Annotated in this window: 18 protein-coding genes; 9 read left to right on the top strand and 9 right to left on the bottom strand. The window is 37.3% G+C overall.

Going from position 1 to position 22,856, the window contains the following annotated elements; translation table 11 throughout:
- Positions 1-660 precede the first annotated feature (660 nt).
- Positions 661-1,866 carry a 4-hydroxy-3-methylbut-2-enyl diphosphate reductase gene (locus F6K06_RS07515; protein ID WP_124145911.1) on the bottom strand — a complete coding sequence of 402 codons (1,206 nt, stop codon included), beginning with the start codon at positions 1,864-1,866 and terminating at the stop codon, positions 661-663.
- A gap of 777 nt (positions 1,867-2,643) precedes the next feature.
- Here F6K06_RS07515 and F6K06_RS07520 point away from each other — a divergent pair.
- A complete protein-coding gene (locus tag F6K06_RS07520) occupies positions 2,644-2,949 on the top strand; it encodes a hypothetical protein (RefSeq protein WP_124145912.1) in 306 nt (101 codons plus the stop codon).
- 287 nt (positions 2,950-3,236) lie between these two features.
- On the opposite strand, the gene F6K06_RS07525 is transcribed toward F6K06_RS07520, so the two are convergent.
- The 5 genes from F6K06_RS07525 to F6K06_RS07545 form a co-directional block, all read right to left on the bottom strand.
- Positions 3,237-4,100: an SGNH/GDSL hydrolase family protein gene (locus tag F6K06_RS07525; RefSeq protein WP_240039061.1), complete on the bottom strand. Its 864-nt coding sequence runs from the start codon at positions 4,098-4,100 to the stop codon at positions 3,237-3,239.
- A 77-nt stretch (positions 4,101-4,177) separates the two neighbouring features.
- Positions 4,178-5,635, bottom strand: coding sequence for an ammonium transporter (locus F6K06_RS07530; RefSeq protein WP_124145913.1), 1,458 nt, complete (start codon positions 5,633-5,635; stop codon positions 4,178-4,180).
- 185 nt (positions 5,636-5,820) lie between these two features.
- On the bottom strand, positions 5,821-6,336 hold the full coding sequence (gene purE / locus F6K06_RS07535) for a 5-(carboxyamino)imidazole ribonucleotide mutase (RefSeq protein WP_124145914.1): 516 nt from the start codon (positions 6,334-6,336) through the stop codon (positions 5,821-5,823).
- 230 nt (positions 6,337-6,566) lie between these two features.
- On the bottom strand, positions 6,567-6,695 hold the full coding sequence (locus F6K06_RS07540; protein WP_275670404.1) for a hypothetical protein: 129 nt from the start codon (positions 6,693-6,695) through the stop codon (positions 6,567-6,569).
- A complete protein-coding gene (locus F6K06_RS07545; RefSeq protein ID WP_287238915.1) occupies positions 6,688-7,401 on the bottom strand; it encodes a chromophore lyase CpcT/CpeT in 714 nt (237 codons plus the stop codon). Before F6K06_RS07545 ends, F6K06_RS07540 begins: the two co-directional genes overlap by 8 nt.
- A 239-nt stretch (positions 7,402-7,640) precedes the next feature.
- Here F6K06_RS07545 and nagA point away from each other — a divergent pair, with 239 nt between their 5' ends.
- The 3 genes from nagA (at position 7,641) to F6K06_RS07560 (ending at position 9,893) form a co-directional block, all read left to right on the top strand.
- Positions 7,641-8,813, top strand: a complete 1,173-nt coding sequence (gene nagA, locus F6K06_RS07550; protein ID WP_124145916.1) for an N-acetylglucosamine-6-phosphate deacetylase — start codon at positions 7,641-7,643, stop codon at positions 8,811-8,813.
- A gap of 39 nt (positions 8,814-8,852) precedes the next feature.
- Positions 8,853-9,113 (top strand): hypothetical protein, encoded by a 261-nt coding sequence (locus F6K06_RS07555; protein ID WP_124154563.1) that lies wholly within the window; start codon positions 8,853-8,855, stop codon positions 9,111-9,113.
- A 549-nt stretch (positions 9,114-9,662) separates the two neighbouring features.
- Positions 9,663-9,893, top strand: coding sequence for a hypothetical protein (locus tag F6K06_RS07560; protein ID WP_287308817.1), 231 nt, complete (start codon positions 9,663-9,665; stop codon positions 9,891-9,893).
- Positions 9,894-10,003: 110 nt separating this feature from the next.
- Here F6K06_RS07560 and ilvB read toward each other — a convergent pair whose 3' ends face one another.
- Positions 10,004-11,842 carry a biosynthetic-type acetolactate synthase large subunit gene (gene ilvB / locus F6K06_RS07565; RefSeq protein WP_124145917.1) on the bottom strand — a complete coding sequence of 613 codons (1,839 nt, stop codon included), beginning with the start codon at positions 11,840-11,842 and terminating at the stop codon, positions 10,004-10,006.
- Positions 11,843-12,123: 281 nt separating this feature from the next.
- On the opposite strand from ilvB, the gene F6K06_RS07570 reads away from it, so the two are divergent.
- Complete coding sequence (locus F6K06_RS07570; RefSeq protein WP_287238918.1) at positions 12,124-12,462, top strand: P-II family nitrogen regulator; 339 nt, start codon at positions 12,124-12,126, stop codon at positions 12,460-12,462.
- 336 nt (positions 12,463-12,798) lie between these two features.
- On the opposite strand, the gene F6K06_RS07575 is transcribed toward F6K06_RS07570, so the two are convergent.
- Positions 12,799-12,927 carry a hypothetical protein gene (locus F6K06_RS07575; protein WP_287238920.1) on the bottom strand — a complete coding sequence of 43 codons (129 nt, stop codon included), beginning with the start codon at positions 12,925-12,927 and terminating at the stop codon, positions 12,799-12,801.
- A gap of 360 nt (positions 12,928-13,287) precedes the next feature.
- Here F6K06_RS07575 and F6K06_RS07580 point away from each other — a divergent pair, with 360 nt between their 5' ends.
- The 3 genes from F6K06_RS07580 (at position 13,288) to F6K06_RS07590 (ending at position 19,860) form a co-directional block, all read left to right on the top strand.
- Positions 13,288-17,169, top strand: coding sequence for an AAA-like domain-containing protein (locus F6K06_RS07580; RefSeq protein ID WP_287238921.1), 3,882 nt, complete (start codon positions 13,288-13,290; stop codon positions 17,167-17,169).
- Positions 17,170-17,897: 728 nt separating this feature from the next.
- Positions 17,898-18,476, top strand: coding sequence for a thylakoid membrane photosystem I accumulation factor (locus F6K06_RS07585; protein WP_287238923.1), 579 nt, complete (start codon positions 17,898-17,900; stop codon positions 18,474-18,476).
- 493 nt (positions 18,477-18,969) lie between these two features.
- The gene (locus F6K06_RS07590; protein ID WP_287238925.1) at positions 18,970-19,860 is read left to right on the top strand and encodes an alpha/beta fold hydrolase; all 891 of its coding nucleotides are present in this window, start codon (positions 18,970-18,972) and stop codon (positions 19,858-19,860) included.
- A gap of 920 nt (positions 19,861-20,780) precedes the next feature.
- Here the strand turns inward: F6K06_RS07590 and F6K06_RS07595 are convergent.
- Positions 20,781-22,256 carry a glycoside hydrolase family 13 protein gene (locus F6K06_RS07595; protein ID WP_124145923.1) on the bottom strand — a complete coding sequence of 492 codons (1,476 nt, stop codon included), beginning with the start codon at positions 22,254-22,256 and terminating at the stop codon, positions 20,781-20,783.
- Between the two features lie 362 nt (positions 22,257-22,618).
- Here F6K06_RS07595 and F6K06_RS07600 point away from each other — a divergent pair.
- Positions 22,619-22,856: toll/interleukin-1 receptor domain-containing protein (locus F6K06_RS07600; RefSeq protein ID WP_287238927.1), on the top strand; the 238-nt coding region annotated here is incomplete at its 3' end.

The following is a 22,856-nucleotide window of genomic DNA, read 5'->3' on the forward strand; positions in this document are numbered from 1 at the left end:
GGAGAATAATTTAGCCACTGTAGTCTATACCCACATTCGGAACTTCAAGAGCGTATCATTAAAAGTAGTATATGAATCTGTAGCTTGGTAGGTATTTATACTATGCAAATCATCTCAATACTTTTTTCGTTCATCGATCTTCCGAGTAAAAAATTTACGCATAAATACTTGCTCTGATGATGACTCAATCACGGCAGCTATAATTTTCTTCTAAAATTCTGTCTCCTGTTTTCCCCTCCTGGGAGGGGGAGGGGCGAGGGGTGGGTTGTCTCCTGAGGACTCCTAACTTAACCATTCTATGGCTGTTTAACCGGATTTAATATTAGGTATACTTATAGCAGCTACCTTCTCTTTTTTTCTAACAATTCAGTCCAGTAGACGGACAGGCGATCGCTATTTCTGAGTTCAACAATTAATAATTAATAATTAATAATTAATAATTAATTATTACCTCTTCTTTTCAAGGAGAGGATTGACTAATAATGAAAATTTTTCTTTATTATCCCCTTAAAAGGGGAGGCGCATACCCACAATTTTTCGGTAAGAGAGCGACAAAACTCTCCAAAGAATCAATTAAAACTACAGTATTGTTTTCTAGTAGGGGTGAAACTGTGATATTAAGTTTACCCCTCAATTTTATCAATCAAAACAAACCAATATTCAATTCACAGCAACCAACTTCATTGCCAAAATTTTATTAATAGTATCTTCAACAGCTTTATCTGGGGTTGAAGCGCCAGAAGTCACACCCACAACTACCTCACCTTCAGGTAACCAACCTTCAGATATTTTTACCTCACTTCCTAAAGGTTTATGTTCAATTCTATTCCCAGATAAAATTCTGTTAGCACCATCAATATGATAGGAAGGAATGCCATTTTCTATTGCCATTTCCTGTAAATGAGTCGTATTAGAAGAATTAAAGCCTCCTATTACTACCATTAAATCTAACTTTTCATCAAATAAACCTGCCATTGCATCTTGTCTTTCTTGAGTCGCATCGCAGATAGTATTAAAATTTTGATAATGCTCATTTAATTTATCTGGTCCGTACTTTTTCATCATTGTTCGTTCTAGCAACTTTCCTATTTGCTCAGTTTCACTTTTCAGCATAGTAGTCTGATTAGCAATACCAATTTGTTCTAAATCTAAATCTGGATCGAAACCTTCAGAATAAGCATTTTTAAACTTATCTATAAATTCATCACGGTTGCCACCATTAAGAATATAATTACAGATATATTCTGCCTGCGATTTATTCAGAACTATCAAATATTTATCAGCAAAAGAGCTAGTAGCTATAGTTTCTGCATGACTATATTTACCGTGAATAATAGAAGTAAATTTTTTCTTTTTGTGTTTTTCAACACTGTTCCAAACTTTAGAAACCCAAGGGCAAGTAGTATCAACAATTTGACAATTTTTCTCCTTTAATATTTGCATTTCCTGAATACTTGCACCAAAAGCAGGTAATATTACAACATCATTATCTCCAACTACAGAAAAATCTTTTTTACCATCAATTACAGGGATAAATTTAACTTTCATATCCCTCATATCTTGATTAACAGAAGGATTATGAATTAGTTCATAAGTAATCCAAATTTGTTGGTTAGGAAAATGTTGACGAGTTTCATAAGCTATTGCTACTGACCTTTCAACACCCCAACAAAAACCAAAAGCTTTTGCGAGTTTGATAGTAACATCCCCTTTTTGTAGGGTATAATCATTATCTCTAATTTGTTGGATTAAGTTACTTTGATAAACAGACTGCATAACTGTGGCAACTTCTTCCCCATGACCAAACCCTTTGCGGTTATAATTCTCAGATTTTTTTAGTGCTCTGGTAAAAGCTTTTGTATCCATGATTATTTTCAACCCTTGATAAATCTCTTTTATCTTATAGCAATTAGTACTTATAGCGTTACGGGTAGGGAGCAAGAACTAGGAAAGAGGAAGCAGGAATGATAGAGAAAAAAATTTTTTGATCTCTAATTAAGCAGACATGGTATAAATTACACATAAACTGGTAAGTCGATGGGCAGAAATAAATATAATATGTTCCTAGTTTAGGAGATTTTATAACTACCTAATACCTGAAATAAAATTGGTATGATTTTCTGAATATTCCACATTCCACATATGAGTATAATCAAGTATTACAAAAACTGGTGAACCGCTAATTATTTCTATCAAATTCAAAAAAAATAGTTACCGAAAAATTCAGTTTAAAGCTTCCCCATTTTAGGGGGTAATTTGTGTTTTGATATAAAAAGTGGAAAGTTATTCAAGCACTTTGAGAACTAAAATTATGGAGTTTTGCATAAAAAGGCTTATGTTATAGAAAAACTCTTTACCTAAAATTTATGGCCTAAAATCTCCCCTTTTAAGGGTATAAAAAGCGGTCGATATTCGGAGCTTCCTGTAGGGTGGGATGGCTAGGAAACCTGCTCTTGCAGAGCCACTCCGCTAACGCCATATCCAATCGACCAAGAGAAAGAATATTTCAGATTTCAAGCCTCTTGTTTCAGCTAGATGTACTGATAACTGATAACTGAAATTACTTATACCAACTCTCAAAAGTAATGCTTTACTTAAGTAAAACTTCGGTTATTAAATAATTAATACAGACAAAATCCATTTTTGCTAATTAGCAGCTCAGTTAATATTAATTATTTTTATGTTTACTCTGTAGGAACGTTGCATGCAACGTCCCTACTCCCCCACTCAATAAAATGTAGAAAAGTTTTTGAGAAATGGTATTACATAGAATCCGGTTATACAGTATATGTTTATAATTCTATCCACACTTCAATATTAAATCTCCCCCTAACCCCATATTCCCATCCTGGGAGGGGTTATATCATGTTCGGACGGGTCAGTTATATTGAAGAAGGAGACAGGAGACAGGAGACAGGAGACAGGAGGAAAATTACATGGGGATTCTAACCCCAAGTAATTTTGAACACCTTGTAGACGGTGGGGTATTAAACCCACAAAGAAAATGATAAAATTGAAGGACTCCGGGTATCGACAGTACCAAACAAATACTTAAATTATCAATACTATTCTCGAATATTTGTTCTTTTTCTCCAATATTTCCTCCTGACTCGGTCCTCCAGACTCCTGACTCCTCACAACAGTCATTTATAAGTATTCAACCGAACATGATATTAGGGGTTGGTCCCCATATCCCCACCCCCAAATATATGATAAGTATTCAACCGGATTTGATATTACTGGGGTTCTTCTAATCTCATTTTGCTATACATTTGGATCGCCGTACTCCAAATTTGATAACCATTATCATTTAGATGCAGACCATCGGTACTAAGATCCCCTCGGAGAAAACCTTGAGAGTCTGTAAATAGTGGGTGAAGATTTAAAAAAAATGCTCCTTCATCATCAGCTAACGCTTTTAGGCTACGATTTATTCTTCTGATGCGACTATTAGGTAGTTGTAAAAGATAATCGCGACCTTCCCAGATAGCCGCCTCTCCACTATGGGGTAAAATAGATTGGATAACTATTTGACTCCCAGGATGAATGTATCGTAATTCGTTAATAATTCTTCTTTGATTTGCTAAAATCGCCCAATCGCTTTCTCCATGAATTAAATCATTAATACCAATCATCACAAAAATTGTTTCTGGCCTCGTACTATCAAATAAATAAAGTCGCTTCAATAGGCCAGACGAAGTTTCTCCAGAAATTCCTTGATTTAACCAGGTTCTATCTCTAGGGAGAAGTTGCGATGGAAACCAAAGACTCAAAGAATCTCCCACCATAACAGTTAGACGATCAGGACGATTTTTAGCTGCAGCGATCGCCTCTCGCTGTAACTGTTCTACCCATTGTGCATAAGTCCATTTATGGTTTCTGCCAATAGCCAGAAGCTCTTTCCTCGCTTCCCCAAATAGTGGACTTGGTCTATTAGTTCTAATCCTATCAGTAGCATAGTTGATTGTAGCATTTGCTTGAGGCTCTTCTGACAATTTGTAGTCATTCATAACTAAAGTGGCCACTGTTAATAACAGTAGCCCGTTAGCAGCTAAAGAACACCAAGCCCAAGTTGGAACATTTTTAGATAAAGTAAACACCGTAGCTGAATTAAATTAGTCTCCGATACTGAAGTAACTGATTTATGGCTATGGCTATTTTACCTAGAATTTTCCCATTAGTGTTTTTGCACTATGCCAGTACCAAGGGCATCAGGTTCCTTCATAAACCCTGTATAAGCTTCCATACCATGTTCAGCAATATCCAAGCCTTCAAATTCTTGTTCTCCATGGACACGAATACCTGTAGTAGCTTTCAAAGCCAGCCAGAAGATAGTACTCATAATCACTGTAAACAATCCTACAGAGATAATACCTATGGCCTGAGTCAAAATATTAGCATCTTCAACGAAAATACCAACAGCTAAAGTACCCCAGATTCCACAGACTAAGTGAACTGATGTGGCACCTACTGGGTCATCAACTTTCAACTGGTCAAACAAAGGTACAGAAAACACAACAATGATGCCAGCAACAGCACCGATAATTACTGCCTCTAAATAAGATACGCCATTACAACCTGCTGTAATACCTACCAGTCCAGCTAAAACGCCGTTAATAATCATTGAAAGGTCTGGCTTACCATCTTTCAACCAAGATGTAATAGTTGCGGTAGCTCCCCCTGCTGCTGCTGCTAAATTTGTAGTTACGGCGATATAGGCCACATTTTCGTTTGCTGCTAGTTCTGAACCAGGGTTAAAGCCAAACCAGCCGATCCACAGAATTAAACAGCCCAAGGTAGCAAAACCCATATTATGACCAGGAATAGCTCTCGGTTGGTCATCCTCATCATATTTGCCCATTCTTGGCCCTAAAATATATGCTCCGACCAGTGCTGCCCAACCACCCACTGAGTGGACTGCTGTTGAACCGGCAAAATCACCGAAGCCCATTTCAGCTAGCCAACCACCACCCCAGATCCAATGTCCGGTAATGGGGTATGAAATACCTGTGATTAACAAGCTAAAGAATAAAAAGGCACTAAATTCAATCCTTTCAGCTACAGCGCCAGAAACAATGGTGGCTGCCGTAGCGGCAAAAGCTGCTTGGAATAGAAAAAATACAGGCAATGGTAAACCAGAAGGAAATGGGTCTAGTCCGTAGCTAGTAGCTTCCCCAGTTAGGAAAAAACCACCCCCACCAATGAAGGGATGGTCCCCAGCAAACATTATGGAAAATCCTATAGACCAATAAACTAATGTAGCTAAGGCAAATACAATTAGGTTTTTTGCTAAAATATTAACTGCATTTTTATGACGACAAAAACCTGTTTCTAACATTCCGAAACCAGCATTCATAAAAATCACAAATATTGAAGCTACCAAAATCCATATTGAGTCTAATACCCCTTTGACATACTCTGGGGTTAATTCTTGGTCTTGAGCTGTGGCAGCTCCTGCCCATAACGCAATAATTATGAATACTAGGGGTATGCAGGCTAATGTCGCAGGGGAAAACCATCTTGTCCGATCTAACCTGTTTATCAGTGCTGTCGGTTCTAAGAAACTGCTATATCTTGCTGATAATAACTGTTTCTTTTTTGTTCTATTGTTCTTGAACTTTACTTTAGATTTCATTGTGAGAACTAATTAATAGTTTACAAGTGAAAATAGCGCATCAATTCTTGTATAGATTTTCTGTATCTCTTGCTACTTTTATTTGATTTAGTAGCAATAGCTGTTTGAGTCTTTTCACAAAAGTCTCTGCCTGTAACAATACCAATTATTTGTCAGATTTTTGCTCTCAAATGTTTGCAATTTAATTAAATTTGTGTTAAATATTCCTGGTACCCCATTTCCTCTAATTTAGTTTGTTTGTCCATTACTGATTCAGCTAGGGTCTGACGATATTTTTGGACTCGTTCTAATAATTCTGGTTGGTGGGATGCTAATATTTGAATTGCTAATAAACCAGCATTTTTAGCATTGCCGATCGCTACTGTGGCTACTGGTATTCCTCTTGGCATTTGTACTATAGAGTATAGGGAGTCTATACCTTGTAATGTTCTGGTTTGTACAGGGACACCAATTACCGGTAGTGGCGTTAAAGATGCGACCATCCCTGGTAAATGTGCTGCACCACCCGCTCCGGCAATTATGACTTTTAATCCTCTTTGATGGGCAGTTTGGGCATATTCAAACATTCTCTGGGGCGTGCGGTGGGCAGAGACAATGGCGACTTCTGAGGGGACTTCAAATTCTTCACAGATAGCGATCGCTTCTTTCATTGTGGGCAAGTCTGAGTCACTGCCCATAATAATTCCGATGATTGGGTTCATATTTATAGGAGTTTTCATTAAAAATACAGAGATTTTAGCTTAAAGGCAGAAGGCAGAGGGCAGAGGGCAAAAGTTTTGTAGTCTACCTTTGTGAAAAGAAAATTTTTATAATATCATCAGGACTTACGCAAAGGCACTATGTATAGAGTATGATAACTATTGTCCAATAGTTGTGAGCGCTATATATAGCATATCTGCGTAAGTCCTAATCATGTCCGGATAATTAGCGATCAAAAAACTTTCTCCTTTTCCTCCTCTTCTTTCTTTCCTCCTGACTCCTGACTCCTAACTCCTAACTCCTGACTCCTGACTCCTGACTCTTTCATCGTTATTCCCAGAAACCAGATTTTTTTAATCATGTTTAGAGGCTTTTCCTAATCCTAAACTACTTAATATAAATAACCCGAATAATATCGACGGTTCAGGAACTGCTTCAATGCGATTAAAGGTTATAGGTGTGCCAAATAACAGATTACCATTACCATCAAAAATACTATCTAAAGAGTCAATACTATTAGGCTGAATAACAATATCAGAAACAACTGTACCTCCAGGAAAAGTCGTTGAACAACCTTCAGGGTCGTTAGTCCCTACATAGGTATTAGAAACAAAAGAAAGGTTGACTTCACAGTTAAAATCATCTAAATTTGTAGCATTAATAAACTGTTCATATTCAGGGCGATCGCATAAACCAAATAAAGAAGTTTCGTTGAGGAAACGATTAATACTAATAGTAACTTGAGAGTCATTATTACTAAAAAAAGAATACAAGCGCACCCGAAAAGGAAATCCTCCTGTTGTTTGTTCTAAATAAACAGTTTCTGTATTTTCCATCAGGTCACTGCCAATAAGTTTAACCGGACAATTTGACATTGTAATCTGAGGAATCATAGGATTATCAGCAACCTGTTTAGTATTATCAAATAAGCCAGTGAACCATTGTGATACCTGCTCCACTTGAAATAAAATGGGAGGCATCATAGTTGCAGCATGACTTTTTTGAGCAAATGTCACACTTAAAAGTAGAGTGCTTAGAGTACAAAATTTAAGTTGATTTATCTGCATTTTTCTACACTTCTTTTCATCAAAAATATCTTATTAAATTGCCACCTAGTTTAACACAGATTCTAATATTTTCCTAACTCTAATTTTTCTTGAAATTTTAACTTAAGTAGGTGAGCATAAATAAACGTAATATTAAAGGGCGGGTTTTTAGAACTCGACCGTACTGAAGTCAAAGCTTTTGGTTAAACCCGCCCCTAAACTTTTTTGAACATTTAATTTAGAACTACCTACTTAAGCTCGTGAATTTAACTACTAGAATTATTAACGCTAAAGTCCCTGGTGATCAAAATCTACAGCAGATTTTAATCGACTCTACTGGCAATATTAAACAAATTATCCCTCAAACAGAAGAACTTTTACATACCTCATCTGCCACTATTGATGTTCAACAAGATTGGGTTTCTCTCGGTGGGTTTGATTTACAAATTAATGGTGCTTTAGGTTTAGCTTTTCCGGAAGTAGATGCAAATTCTACTACTAAAATACAGGAGATTTGTCAGTATTTATGGCAACAAGGAATAGATGCTTTTTTGCCCACTATTGTCACAACTTCTATAGATAATATTCAGCGATCGCTCCAAATCTTCCACAATTTGGCCTCACAACCTCAAGACCCAGAAATGGCAAAAATTTGGGGTGTTCATTTAGAAGGTCCTTTTCTCAATCCAGAAAAGCGAGGCGCTCATCCATTAGAATATTTACTACCATTAACGCTCAAAAATGTCAAAGAAGTTTTGGGAGAGTATGCTGAGATAGTTAAAATCATTACTTTAGCTCCAGAATTAGACTCCACAGAAACAGTTATTCCCTATTTAAAAAATCTAGGAATTACAGTTAGTTTAGGGCATTCTCAAGCCACAGCAAATGAAGCAGAAAAAGCTTTTAAACTTGGAGCTTCAATGGTGACTCATGCTTTTAATGCGATGCCGAGTTTACATCATCGAAAACCAGGTTTATTAGGGGCAGCAATTACAAATTCGGATGTTATGTGTGGTTTAATTGCTGATGGTCAGCACGTCTGTTCAACAATGATAGAAATTTTGTTGAAAGCGAGTCAATATCAACAGGGAATATTTTTGGTTAGTGATGCTTTATCACCCTTGGGATTACCTGATGGAATTTATCCTTGGGATACTAGAGAAATAGAAGTTAAAAATGGTACGGCAAGATTAAAAGATGGAACTTTATCAGGAACAACTTTACCTTTATTAGTTGGGGTTAATAATTTGGTGAAGTGGGGAATTTGTGATATTGAGACGGGAATTTATTTGGCGACTATTGCACCCCGGAAGGCGTTAGGAATAGATAGTGAAATTATTGGTAAGTCTGGGAAAAATTTATTGAGATGGAGGGTAACGAAGTCAGAAGTCAGAAGTCAGAAGTCAGAAGTTATTTTTGTAACGAGGATTTGAGTTGGCAGAGAATATTTAGAGTTTGCTGAAAAAAGCAAAATGTGGGAAGTGTGGGGAGGGTGGGAAGACCGAGAAAGTAGTCGGAAGAATTGTTCGGGAGATTTTTCTGTTCCGGAATACTTTTGGAACGGGATGCTACCCAAGGGCAAACCACAGTGCCTCAAAAAAAAATCTGCTGAAAAATTTGGCAAGACAGATAAAGTCGGAATAATTGTTCGGGAGATTTTTCTGTTCCGGAATACTTTTGGAACGAGATGCTACCCAAAGGCAAACCACAGTGCCTCAAAAAAAATCTGCTGAAAAATTTGGCAAGACAGATAAAGTCGGAATAATTGTTCGGGAGATTTTTCTGTTCCGGAATACTTTTGGAACGAGATGCTACCCAAAGGCAAACCACAGTGCCTCAAAAAAAATCTGCTGAAAAATTTGGCAAGACAGATAAAGTCGGAATAATTGTTCGGGAGATTTTTTTGTTCCGCAATACTTTTAGAACCAGATGCCAACCAAAGACAAACCATAGTCCCTCAAAAAAAATCTGCTGAAAAATTTGGCAAGACAGATAAAGCCGGAATAATTGTTCGGGAAATTTTTCTGTTCCGAAATACTTTTTAAAACTCAGACAAAGCAATATTTTCCCTCTTCCCTCTTCCCTCTTCCCTATTTCTTCCTGAAGTAATCGGAAGAATTGTTCGGGAAATTTTTTTGTTCCGCAATACTTTTGGAACGAGATGCCAACCAAAGGCAAACCATAGTCCCTCAAAAAAAATCTGCTGAAAAATTTGGCAAGACAGATAAAGTCGGAATAATTGTTCGGGAGATTTTTCTATTCCGGAATACTTTTAGAACCAGATGCCACCCAAAGGCAAACCAGAGCATCTCAAAAAAAATCTGCTGAAAGCTATCTGTAGTAGACTGACACAGCTAAAACTGTGCAATAGATTTGTGTCTTTATCTCCCCTACTCCCCTACTCCCCCACTCCCCCACTTCCCCACTCCCTAATGCACCATTTAAGGTGTGTCAGTCCAGTAGGGGGCGCAATTCGGAGCTTTGCCTTAGCAAATGCCATTCGCCCCTACTAGATATGGCGCTTGGTGCGTAAGCCTTGTTAGACAAAGCAATATTTTTCTTCTTCCCTCTTCCCTCTTCCCTCTTCCCTCTTCCTTCTTCCTTCTTCCCTCTTCCTTCTCAATTACAATTTAACGCCACATTCAGGACAGAAATTATGAGTAACACTATTTTGTGCCCCACAATTACTACAAGTAATGAACTCCACAGCTTGTTCAAGTTGCTTACGAATAGGTAAACCAACCATTTGAGCATTATTCTTACCAGGCGCTATCATTGGATAACAATTCTCATCCTTAGTCACACGAACATCCATCAATACAGGTCCATCGTGAGCCAGCATTTGAGCGATCGCCTCTTTCAGCTCCTCCCGACAAGAAATCATCATACCTTTAATTCCATAAGCCTGAGCCAACATCACAAAATCAGGCATTCCCACCTCCATATTAGAAGAAGAATAGCGCTCACCAAAAAATGCCTCTTGCCATTGACGCACCATACCCTGCCAGCCATTATTAATAATTACAGTTTTAACATTAATGCCATACTGTGCCAGAGTCCCCAACTCCTGAATATTCATTTGAATACTCGCATCACCAGCAATACAAATCACCTCCCGGTTTGGCAGTGCCACCTTTGCCCCCATAGCAGCAGGCATCCCATAACCCATAGTCCCCAAACCTGCACTAGAGATCCATTGCCGAGGCCCATTTTTCAGAAATTGAGCAGCCCACATTTGATGCTGACCAACATCAGTTGTATAGTAAGCATCTGGAGCCATTTTGCCGATTTCGTTAATTACCTCTTGGGGTGAAATACTATCTGAATGTTGGGGGGCAACTAAAGGATAATCTTGTTTCCAGCGATTAATCTTTTCTAACCAAGGCTGAGTTTGATCGGGATTAACTAAATCTCCTGTTTCTCGACAACGACGCAGCAAGTCTATCAAAACTTGGCGTACATCCCCAACAATAGGAACATCAGGAGTCCGGTTTTTACCTACTTCTGCCGGGTCAATATCAATATGAATTACTTTCGCATGACAAGCAAATTCGTCTAACTTTCCAGTTACCCGGTCATCAAAACGGGAACCAACAGCAATTAATAAGTCGCACTCACTCACCGCAAAATTAGCATAGGCAGTACCATGCATTCCTAACATTCCTACTGATAGGGGATGATGTTCGTTAAAAGCACCTTTACCCATCAAAGTAGTAGTTGCAGGAATATTAAAATGTTCTGCTAATTCTTGAATTTCTGCATGAGCATCTGCGGAGATGGCACCACCACCTATATATAGTAAAGGACGGCGTGCCTCTAGCATCAAATTTACTGCTTGGTTAATTTGCCGGGGGTTGCCTTTGACAGTAGGACGGTATCCAGGTAGTTTGATGGAACCTGGTTCTACGGGTTCATAGTCAAATTCTTCCAAACCTACATCTTTGGGAATGTCAATCAAGACTGGGCCAGGACGACCTGTACTAGCAATATGGAATGCCTCAGCAATAATTCCGGCCATATCCCTTGGGTCTCGGACAACATAAGAATGTTTAACAACTGGTAGAGTAATGCCATAAATGTCTGTTTCTTGAAAGGCATCAGTACCAATCATTTTTCGGCCGACTTGGCCTGTAACTACTACCATAGGAATTGAGTCCATGTGAGCAGTAGCTATGCCTGTTACTAAATTTGTGGCTCCGGGACCTGATGTAGCAAAGCATACACCTACTTTACCAGTGGCACGGGCATATCCATCGGCGGCATGAGCCGCTCCTTGTTCGTGTCTGACTAGAATATGTTCTAGGTCTCCTGCTGCTTCTGAACGGTAAAGTTCGTCGTAAATTGGTAATATTGCACCCCCGGGATAGCCAAATATGTGTTTGACTCCATGACGCTTGAGACTATCCATTAGTGCAAAAGCACCCGTTGCTCGTTTTAGGGTAACTTTAGTTTGTAATTGCACAGGCAATTCCTCTCTAGATACTATTATGTATAGTTAAAAGTATAATTTTAATCAAAAATGAGATGTAATAAAAAGTCTTTTTTTACATAATTTATAAAAAACTTTAAGATTTTCTAACAAGAGTAATTTTTTCGGTATTTTTAAGATTTTAGAAGCCTACTCAAAAAACTGCTGAGTAAATGTATTTTTCTTAACAAATCAGGCCCACTTGGCTGCGTTCTAAAAAGATGTCATCCTGATAAACTAGTAAACTAAAAAATTAAGTGTAAGGAGTGAGTAACTTGAAAAAAGTAGAAGCTATTATTCGGCCTTTTAAGCTGGACGAGGTTAAAATTGCTCTCGTTAATGCTGGTATCGTGGGTATGACTGTTTCTGAAGTCAGAGGTTTTGGGCGTCAGAAGGGTCAAACTGAAAGGTATCGTGGTTCTGAATATACAGTTGAGTTTTTGCAGAAACTCAAGGTTGAAATTGTAGTTGAAGAAGACCAGGTGGATATGGTTGTTGACAAAATTATTGCTGCCTCCCGTACTGGTGAGATCGGTGACGGTAAGATTTTCATTGCTCCAGTAGATAGAATTGTGAGAATTAGGACTGGGGAAAGTAATATAGAAGCAATCTAGTTTTAGAGAGAGGTTTTTTCGTGTTAGGTGATAGGTAGTTAGAAGTTACTTTGAGACTTCTGGCAAAGAAAAATTTATGATTTTTGTCTTGTCATTTATTTGATTTTCAATTTGCTTAATAGGTCTAATAATTGAAGTGTCAAAACTTTTTTATACCTCAAAACCTAACATTTAACGTCTAGCTTTTGTTAGACCTTCTAAAAACATTTATTGTAGTTATAGCTGTAGGTTGAATTGAGGGAAAGTAGCTGAAACAAATGTGGTTTTTTTTGTTGAGTATTACTGCCGTTTTATCCAACCTACGGTATATTAATAAATACCAACATCAATGCCAAATTATTTACTTATTTCCTTCAGACGAGCAGCATAATTTTCCAATATTTTCACTCTCTGCTCATCGGTAATCCGAACAGGTGCATATAAAATTTCTGGTGCCAATACATCAAAACCAACAAACTGCAACATTCCTCTATGAATAGGCCTTCACATACTCCCCAACCTATGCGTGGAGTAGATGTCTAATTATTATTAAATTTAAGCAACACCCATTTCTTCCTTCTTCCTGAAATGACCTTTTGCTATAACTAGAGTTTTTGAGTGGAGCTACAGGGTAAAAGCAAAGAAAGTATAAATATTTCTTAAAAACATATTATAAGTATAATTAACTAAAGATAAACCAGGAAAAAATTTGTTCTCCAAATGTTGATTTCTATAATAATTCATTTTTCAAAACTGAATAAAATAATAAAAGTGCAATTTTGAGTTAATTGGGATTGAAAGTTTATATTTGATACAGTTGCTAGAGTGAGGATAGTCAAGATAAATATGAAAATACAGAAGAATCAAGAATATAGCTATCAAGTAGGTAATTATTTAGCATTAGAACATCCCACTTATGTTAGACGCTCGGCAGATAAAGAGTTATTTAATGCTTTGAAGAAAGGTGAATATTGTTATGTATTAAGTTCTCCACAAACGGGAAAATCAAGTTTAAAAATTAGAACAATACAACTTTTGCAAGCAGAAAATATTATCTGTATTGCTTTAGATATGACTAGAGTTAATAATAAACTTTTGACTATAGAAGAATGGTATGAGCAAATAATTTTAACTTTAGAGAAGACTTTTTTATTTCCTCGACATTTCCCGGAATTATGGTGGGAAGAAATGGCATATCTGCCTGGGGATGAAAGATTATTTATTTTTATTGAAGAGGTATTGTTAGTTAATACTCAAAATGAGAAAATAGTAATTTTTATAGATGAAGTTAATGATGAGAGTGTTGTTAATTCGGGCTTTAGTAGTTTAGGGGTATTAATTGATTATTGTATTGAGCAAAGAACAAATAATCCAAAATTTCAACGTTTAACATTTGCTTTGTTAGGAACAACTATACCCGATAATTTAATAGATAGATGTAGATATATTGAACTTAATAGTTTCAAAAAAGAAGAAGTAGCTCATTTAGCGCAGCTATTTAAAGGCATAGTTAAAAAGCCACTACAAGTTATAGAAAAAATATTATATTGGTCGGGTGGACAACCATTTTTAACGCAAAAACTGTGTCAAATAGCGATTGACTATCTGGGAGAAAGAAGAGGAGAAGAAAATTATAATGAGATAGCTTTAATAGAAGATTTAGTAAAAATTTGTGTTATAGAAAACTGGGATTCACAAGACTACCCAATTCATTTCAATAAAATACAAAATCTTTTGCTGAAGAATATACAGAAATCTACCAGTCATTTAGAAATATATCAACAAATATTAAAACATGGTAGATTAAGACCGCCTGGTCAAGATAATCAAAAATTTAAAAATGATGCGATCGCTAATCATCAATGGGAAATTAAAGAGTTATTGAAGTCTGGTGTAGCGAAAGTAAATCATGGTTTTTTAGAAGTATACAGTCCGATATATGCAGAAATTTTTGATCGGGAATGGGTACAACAATATTTACCAACAGTAACTAATTTTGCTCCTCAAACTAATCCTCAAATATTAGAATTAAATGACCGGGAAAAAATATCTCTAATGGTATCTGATTTCTCTAATGAAGAAGGAAGAAGGAAGAAGGAAGAAGGAAGGAATAAAAAGTGGATAGGGACTCAAACCCTAACTAATTATCAAAACCCTGTAGACGGCGGGGTATTAAACCCAAAAGAAAAAGATAATAAAAATAATAATTCAAATGAAATTCAGGTTCAGCAACAACATGAATTAGGGGAAATAACAGCACATAAAAATCAGAATAATTTCCATAATATTCCGCTTAAATTACTAGAGAAACAACAGGAGAAACCAGTACAAAAAAATCAGAATAATCCCAATAATATTCCGCTTAAATTACTAGAGAAACAACAGGAGAAACCAACAGAAAAAATTAATAACAAAGTTCAGAAAAAACAGATAGTTCGGAAAAAAGTCAAAACATCTTCAAATCAGCAGAATAAACTGAAACTAGGAGTGGCGGGTTTAGTTATAGTCTCAATAACAGCAATGACAGTAGTTGGTTGGGCAACTAAACTTTTTAAAGATACACAAAATCAACTTCAAAGAGCAGAATATCAACTAGAAAAAGCACAGTACGAACTTCAAGAAGCACAAGAAGGTACAAAACTAGAACACAAAGGAATTACTGCTTTAAGAAAATTTGAAATTGCAGAAATAGAAGCATTACTATCAGCAATGCAAGCTGGAAAAGAACTAAAAGAATTAGTTGGAGGCGATCGCCCACTTCAATATTATCCAGCTACAAGTCCCATATTTGCCTTACAACAAATACTCAACAATATTCACGAGAAAAATCAAATTCCCAACGTCAAAAAAATTACCATGAGTCCTGATGGCCAACTACTCGCCACAGTTAACAATGATGGTACAGCCAAAATCCTCAAATACTCAGGTCAGTCTGTAGCTCAATTAAGAGGACATCAGGGCAAAGTTTCTCACATTAAATTTTCACCAGAAGGAAACATTCTAGCTACAGCAGGAGATGATAGTACAGTTAGAATCTGGGATTTTCTGGGTAAGCAGCAAGTAGAACTAAAAGGCCATGAAGGTCAAATTTGGCAAATTACTTTCAGTCCTGATGGTAAATATATAGCTACAGCAGGAGAAGATGGCACTGCAAGAATTTGGAATATATCAGGCAAGAAAATAGCGACTCTCAAAAAACATCAAGGTCGAATCTTAGATGTCACATTTAGCCCTGATGGTAAATATATAGCTACTGCTGGATGGGATGGGACTGCGAGAATTTGGAATCGATCCGGAAGACAGTTGGCCAGACTCAGGGGGCATAAAGGTAGCGTCGAAAAAGTAATATTTAGTACAGATGGTCAACGTTTAGCCACTGCTGGATGGGATGGCACAATTAGGGTTTGGCGACGTAGTTCCGGTAAACTACTAACCAAACTTAAGGGAGGTGAAGGCGGGATCTGGAATGTTAGCTTTAGTCCGGATGGCAAAAGTTTGGCTACAGCAGGAGAAGATGGATCAGTCGCGATCTGGGATACTTCAGGCCAAGTATTATCAAAACTTCCTGGACATCAAGGAATTGTCACCAGTGTTAGTTTTAGTCCAGATGGTGAACGTTTAGCTACAGCAGGTAGTGACGGCAGTGTGAAAATTTGGAACAATAATGGTAATTTGTTAGCCAATCTTAGAGGACATCAAGGCAGGGTTTGGGAAGTTAACTTTAACGCTGATGGACAACGACTATTAACTTTGGGAGAGGATGGTACAGGTAGAATTTGGTCACTAGAAGGTAATCACGAGACAACTCTTCAGGGAAACTCCGATATTTTTGGGTCAGTAAGTTTTAGTTCTAATAGTCAGAAATTAGCAACAGCAGCAGTTGATGGTACTGCCCGCATCTGGGATATTTCGGGAAAACCTTTAGCTCAATTTAATGGATATCTGGGAATGTTTGGGGATATGAGTTTTAGTCCTGATGGTCAACGTCTAGCTACTGCGGGAGATAGTGGTCAGGGGAGAATTTGGAAGATTTCAGGAGAAGAGTTGATAGAGCTAAAAGGTAAAAAGGGCAGAGCAAAGCAAATTGGTTTTAGCCCAGATGGGCAACGTTTAGCAACGGTGGGAGAAGATGGTGTTGCCCGCATCTGGAATAATTCTGGTCAACAGTTGGCTGAGTCAAAAGGGCATAATGGTCGTGTGTTGGATGTGGTTTTTAGTCCAGACGGACAATATATTGGTACTGCTGGAGAGGATGGTATTGCCAAAATCTGGGATAGTTCTTTTCAGCTTGTGTCAGAATTGAAAATTCTTTCAAGTTGGGTCGAGAGTATGGCTTTTAGTCCATCTGGAAAGTACATAGTGACGGGAGATAGCAATGGGGTAGTCAAAATTTGGGATTTTTCGGGGAATCAAATTGCTGATCTGAAGGGCAATATAGGTAGTGTGAATAATTTGACTTTTAGTGCTGATGGGGAGCAGGTGGCTAGTATGGGCAAAGATGGAATGGTAAGAATTTGGGATATTACTGGACGTCAATTAGCTCAATTTGAGAATGCTAAGGCTTTAAGTTTGGATGGTAAATATGTGGCAACTTTGGTGGATAATAATTTACAGTTGTGGCGCGTGAAAGGATTAAATGATTTGTTGAAAGGTTCTTGTGATTGGCTTCAAGATTATTTTATTACTCATCCCAAGGTGAAGGATGATTTAGAAATTTGTGATATGTAAGGGGTCAAGCGTCTGTAGGGGCGGGTTCGGCGTTAAGTTAATGGTTTTACTCACGACCTTGTAAACCCGCCCCCGCACCAATAATCTAATTGCATAAAATTAGCTGTGTCAGTCCAGTAGGGGCGGGTTCGGCGTTAAGTTAATGGTTTTACTCACGACCTTGTAAACCCGCCCCCGCACCAATAATCTAATTGCATAAAATTAGCTGTGTCAGTCCAGTAGGGGCGGGTTCGGCGTTAAGTTAATGGTTTTACCCACGACCTGGTAAACCCGCCCCCGCACCAATAATCTAATGCATAAAATTAGCTGTGTCAGTCCAGTAGGGGCGGGTTCGGCGTTAAGTTAATGGTTTTACCCACGACCTGGTAAACCCGCCCCCGCACCAATAATCTAATGCATAAAATTAGCTGTGTCAGTCCAGTAGGGGCGGGTTCGGCGTTAAGTTAATGGTTTTACCCACGACCTGGTAAACCCGCCCCCGCACCAATAATCTAATGCATAAAATTAGCTGTGTCAGTCCAGTAGGGTGTGTTAGTGTTAGCGTAACTGAGCGAAACCCTATATACAGCACTTTCCGTGGTTCTGAGATACACTCCGAAGCGGGCAAGATGCCCGCACTGCAATATTTTCACCATTCATCTTGTACATCATTTGCCCGAAATCTGCTGTATATTGTCAGTGCGTAACTCCCAATTAATTAAACTTAAAATCTACAACCTTTTTAAATTATGCTAAATCCAATACAACAATTTTCATGGCAAAAGATTCTCTCTACTTTATTGAGTTTTTTATTAGCAATATTTTTATTAATGCTAATAGCTACACCCACTGCTTTAGCAAGTCTAAATGATGATAGATTTGATGGTAATATTTTTGCCCTTTATGCGGGTAATGGTTCTCTTGTACCTGCTAGAGTAACATTAAAAGAATCTCTCAAAAGTTCTAAACCTGCCCTATTAGTATTTTTTCTAGATGATAGTAAAGATTGTAAACAATTTTCTACTGTAGTTTCTCAACTTCAAGCATTCTATGGTCGTGCAGCAAGTTTTATTCCTGTTAATGTGGATGCTATTGTTACTCCTATAACTGATGATTCTACACAATCAGCTTATTATTATGAAGGATTTGTACCTCAAACTGTTTTAATTGACCAAGAAGGAAAAGTTGTTTTAAATGCTAAAGGTCAAGTTGCTTTTGAAAAAGTAGATGATGCTTTTAGAGAAGTTTTTGATTTATTACCTCGCTCTGAGTCTGTTGAACTTAAGCGTAGAATTCTTAATGAGGTAAATATTGAATTGAGTAATTAGATAAGCATTCAGCGGTCAGCTATCAGCTATCAGCTATTAATTCATTTATTAATTCATTGCCTTTAATGTATTTTCGTCATTGCGACCGATAGGGTTTGCGGAGCAGTCCGGAACGGAAAGCAATCTCATATCTTAGTCTTAGGTAAGCATTCAGCTATCAGCTATCAGCTATTAATTGATTGCCTTTAACATATTTTTGTCATTGCGACCGACAGGGTTTGCGGAGCAGTCCGGAACGGAAAGCAATCTCAGCTCCTAGTTTTTCGTACTTCATCCATAAGTCCTGATACAGCAGATTCCACTTTGATGAACTACACCCATCACGGGCAAGATGCTATAGCGGGCAAGATGCCCGCACTACAGGCATTGAATTGTTAATATCTGTAGCTCATATACACTATATCCTTGTGTTTGCTAATCTTTAACCCTGTTTTCCTTCCTTTACTGTTCCCTATTCCCTATTCCCTATTCCCTATTCCCTTTTTAAGCGCCAATGTATCCTGATTTTTTACCAAAATTAACTGAAAGTTTGACTGAATCTAAATCTGTTTCTTTTGCTCAAAATATTCAGTATAAGTCAATTTCTACTCCTCTGAATTCTCAAGCAATTAATACAAGTTTTGTCTCTCAAGGTGAAGGTAATACCCCGATTTTATTACTGCACGGTTTTGATAGTTCTATTTTTGAATATCGTCGTCTTTTGCCATTACTTGCTGCTCAAAATCAAACTTTTGCTGTTGACTTATTGGGATTTGGTTTTACAGATAGATTAGCCAATTTAAAAATTAATCCAAAAGCGATCGCTACTCATCTTTATTATTTTTGGAAAAGTTTAATTAACCAACCTGTTATTTTAGTAGGTGCTTCTATGGGTGGTGCTGCTGCTATTGATTTTACTCTGACTTACCCGGAAGTTGTGAAAAAATTGGTATTAATTGATAGTGCTGGAATGCAAAATAATCCGATTATTAGTAAGTTTATTTTTCCTCCACTTGACTATTTCGCCACAGAATTTTTGCGTCGTCCCCAGGTTCGAGCAAATATTAGTCGTAGTGCTTATTTTGATAAAAGTTTTGCGACTTTAGATGCTAATATTTGTGCCAGATTACATCTAGAAATGCCTGGTTGGAATCAAGCTTTAATTTCTTTTACTAAGAGTGGTGGGTATGGTAATTTCAAACAAAAATTGCCTTCTCTACAACAGCAAACATTGATTTTGTGGGGAGAAAATGACCGGATTTTAGGTACTAGTGATGCTGGTAAATTGGAGGGCGCGATCGCTAATTCTCAACTGATTTGGATTCCTAATTGCGGTCATGTTCCTCACTTGGAAAAGTCACAAGTTACTGCTAATTATATTCTTGATTTTATTAGAGATAATTAGTGATAGATTTATTAAGTAATTATTCTTGATTATCTATTACTTTTTATCAAAATTAATTCACTGTTTTCAGCAAGATTAGGTTCAGCTTCACTACAACCAATAAAGTCCAGTTTACTAAATTTTTCCAGATGGTTTTCAGAAGTATTCAAAAGTTATTGATAGTAATACTCTAGAGCAGATAGTAAAATTTCATCTGTGCTTTGTTGATTTTTTTCCTGGATAAAGGCAAGTTTTTGCGCCTGTTCTTGAGTGAGTTTAGTAGCAATTTTCATTGTTGTATAAAATTGATAGAATAATTTGAATATCCAAGCGTATATAAGCACAATACTTATATTACTTTCCTAATAGTAATTTTATTTCTGGAGAAAAGCAATAATGAGTAACTCGAAAGCAAAATGAGGTGCTGATGGCAGTGAGCTTCCTACAATAGACCCTCATACTAAAGCCAAGCATCAAATTATCGAAGAATATATAGAAAATTTGGGATTGGTGAATGCGTAATGCTTTTGTCTCAAACGCTTTTTATCCCCTTAAAAGGGGAAACTTGAGACAAAATTTTTTCGGTCATAATGAAAATTTTTCTGTTCATCAATTACTTTAATTAGTTGATCATTCAGCATGCGGTGAATGACAGTCAAACCGACCATTATTCGATAAATGGTCAGCGTACTGTCACACATCCTACTCGATCTTTTGTTGACAAATAATTTCTTAAAAAAAGAAAATAATTAACTACTTTTATGAATCTATAATATCATGTTCCCCCTCCGGGGGAGCTACGCTAACGGATAATCAGTGATAGAACTCCGTTACGCTCACGCGACCAAAAAACTTTATCCCTTCTAACCTTTTCTTCCCTTCTGCCTTCTGCCTTCCTTCCTCCAAGGTGTAAGTCTTCAACCAAACATGATATAATACAATTAATTATTAACGAAAATACAGCCTTTTCTAGGTAGTAAATTCAATTCTAATTGAGTAGATTCTTCTTGCCAGGAAATTTCACAACTACCATAAACAATTTTACTAGGTCGAGAATTAAACTGAGTAACAGAAACATTTACATTTGCTGCTTCTGTACCACTATTAATAACCACAATAATTTCCTCATCTCCTAACATACGGGCAAATACATACACATTTCCCTCAGCAAATAAAACCTTATAACTACCCGTACGCAAAGCAGAATATTTATTTCTAATAGCAATCAACTGTTTATGATATTCCAAAACTTGATTATCCCATTTTTCCGTAGCAGGAAAACCACGACGAGAGTCAGGGTCTAACTTCCCTGGTAAACCTACTTCATCACCATAATAAATACTAGGTGCGCCAGGAAAAGTCATTAACAACAGAGTAGCTAACTCAACACTTACTTGATCTCCTTGAGCAATATTCAAAACTCGAGCTGTATCGTGACTGTCTAATAAATTCAGTTGAGTTAGTTCAATTTCCCAAGGATAGAGTTGCAGCAACTCCTGCATTTTTTGACCATATTCAACAGCAGATATAGCTGGGTAAGCTGAATAGTCACAACCTTTAACTTGGTCAATATCTACACGATCGCCCGCTGTAAAAGCAATAGTTGGACCAGTAAACAAATAATTCATCACCCCATCAAACTGAGTACCATCTAACCATTGCACGCAGTCACTCCAGACTTCACCCACAATATACGCTTCTGGGTTAATAGCTTTGACGCGATCGCGAAATTCTTGCCAAAACCCAGGAGTCTTAACTTCAAATGGCACATCCAACCGCCAACCATCAATGCCAAACTCTAACCAATATTCCCCAATTTCCATAATGTATTCTTTCACTTCGGGGTTATCGTGATTGAATACAGGTAAAGCACGGTTGCCTACCCACCCGACATAGTTTGCAGGTAAACTGCCATCGTAAGCAGAAAGAGGCCAGTCTTCTATTTTGAACCAATGTAACCAGGGTGAGTGGGGACCGTTTTCCAAGATATCGTTGAAGAAATAGAAACCGCGACTAGCGTGGTTGAAAACTCCATCCAGAACAACTTTTATATTGCGATCGTGAGCAGCATCTATCAATACTCTTAAAGCTTCATTACCTCCTAAAATTGGATCGACTCGGTAATAGTCATGGGTATGATAGCGATGGTTACAAGCTGATTGAAAAATAGGAGTGAAATAAATAGCAGTGACACCCAGGTCTTGAATATAGTCAAGTTGTTCGATGACACCCCAGAGGTTGCCACCTTTGTAACCTTGGGGAGTAGGAGGTTCATCCCAAGGTTCTAGGGTAGAAGGATAATAACCTTTGTCTATACCTTTTCTGGTTTGGGTAGGTGGTTGACCTTTGGCAAAACGGTCTGGAAAAATTTGGTAAAATACGGCGTGTTTTACCCACTCTGGTGTTTGAATTTGCATAGATAATTATCTCTTTAATTAGGAAACCACTACTATTTTGACAGGAAATTGGTCTCAAAGTATCACAAATTAAAGTAATATTAAAATTTGTCACAATGACTAGGCAGTTTGATGTAGAGAAGGGTTAGATTTGTACAGGACACATAATATTCTAGAATTTGCCAAAGCCACTGAAAAAAAATTAGTGAGTATTATGGCCTATTAGCAAAGAATTATTTAAGGAAAAATCAAAATTACATTGTGATGGTGATGGCAGCAATAGCTCACGTCAATACTTGTTTAAGCAAGACTTGCAAGCTCTAATTAATGAATTAGGGATAAAAATTCCCATTCCAAAAATTTAATTACCAATCCATAAAACCATGTCAGAATATTACAATGCCTTCATCTCTTACGGACGTGCCGACAGTAAATCTTTTGCTACAAAACTCTATGAAAAACTCACAGAAAATGGTCTAAAAATCTGGTTTGACCAAAATGATATTCCTCTGGGAGTAGACTTTCAAAATCAAATTGATGATGGCATCATAAAAGCTGATAATTTTCTGTTTATTATTGCGCCTCATTCTATTAATTCTCCCTACTGTCTCAAAGAAATAG

Origin of the sequence: Okeania sp. SIO1H4 (genome assembly GCF_010672695.1) — a bacterium.
GTDB lineage: Bacteria > Cyanobacteriota > Cyanobacteriia > Cyanobacteriales > Microcoleaceae > Okeania > Okeania hirsuta.

Bases quoted from the DNA above. Each gene is read 5' to 3' on its own strand.
- F6K06_RS07515 (WP_124145911.1), bottom strand. From the start codon at position 1,866: ATGGATACAAAAGCTTTTACCAGAGCACTAAAAAAATCTGAGAATTAT.
- F6K06_RS07530 (WP_124145913.1), bottom strand. From the start codon at position 5,635: ATGAAATCTAAAGTAAAGTTCAAGAACAATAGAACAAAAAAGAAACAG.
- purE (WP_124145914.1), bottom strand. From the start codon at position 6,336: ATGAACCCAATCATCGGAATTATTATGGGCAGTGACTCAGACTTGCCC.
- F6K06_RS07540 (WP_275670404.1), bottom strand. From the start codon at position 6,695: ATGATTAAAAAAATCTGGTTTCTGGGAATAACGATGAAAGAGTCAGGA.
- F6K06_RS07545 (WP_287238915.1), bottom strand. From the start codon at position 7,401: ATGCAGATAAATCAACTTAAATTTTGTACTCTAAGCACTCTACTTTTA.
- F6K06_RS07555 (WP_124154563.1), top strand. From the start codon at position 8,853: ATGTGGGAAGTGTGGGGAGGGTGGGAAGACCGAGAAAGTAGTCGGAAG.
- F6K06_RS07560 (WP_287308817.1), top strand. From the start codon at position 9,663: ATGCCACCCAAAGGCAAACCAGAGCATCTCAAAAAAAATCTGCTGAAA.
- F6K06_RS07575 (WP_287238920.1), bottom strand. From the start codon at position 12,927: ATGTTGCAGTTTGTTGGTTTTGATGTATTGGCACCAGAAATTTTATAT.
- F6K06_RS07580 (WP_287238921.1), top strand. From the start codon at position 13,288: ATGAAAATACAGAAGAATCAAGAATATAGCTATCAAGTAGGTAATTAT.
- F6K06_RS07585 (WP_287238923.1), top strand. From the start codon at position 17,898: ATGCTAAATCCAATACAACAATTTTCATGGCAAAAGATTCTCTCTACT.
- F6K06_RS07590 (WP_287238925.1), top strand. From the start codon at position 18,970: ATGTATCCTGATTTTTTACCAAAATTAACTGAAAGTTTGACTGAATCT.
- F6K06_RS07595 (WP_124145923.1), bottom strand. From the start codon at position 22,256: ATGCAAATTCAAACACCAGAGTGGGTAAAACACGCCGTATTTTACCAA.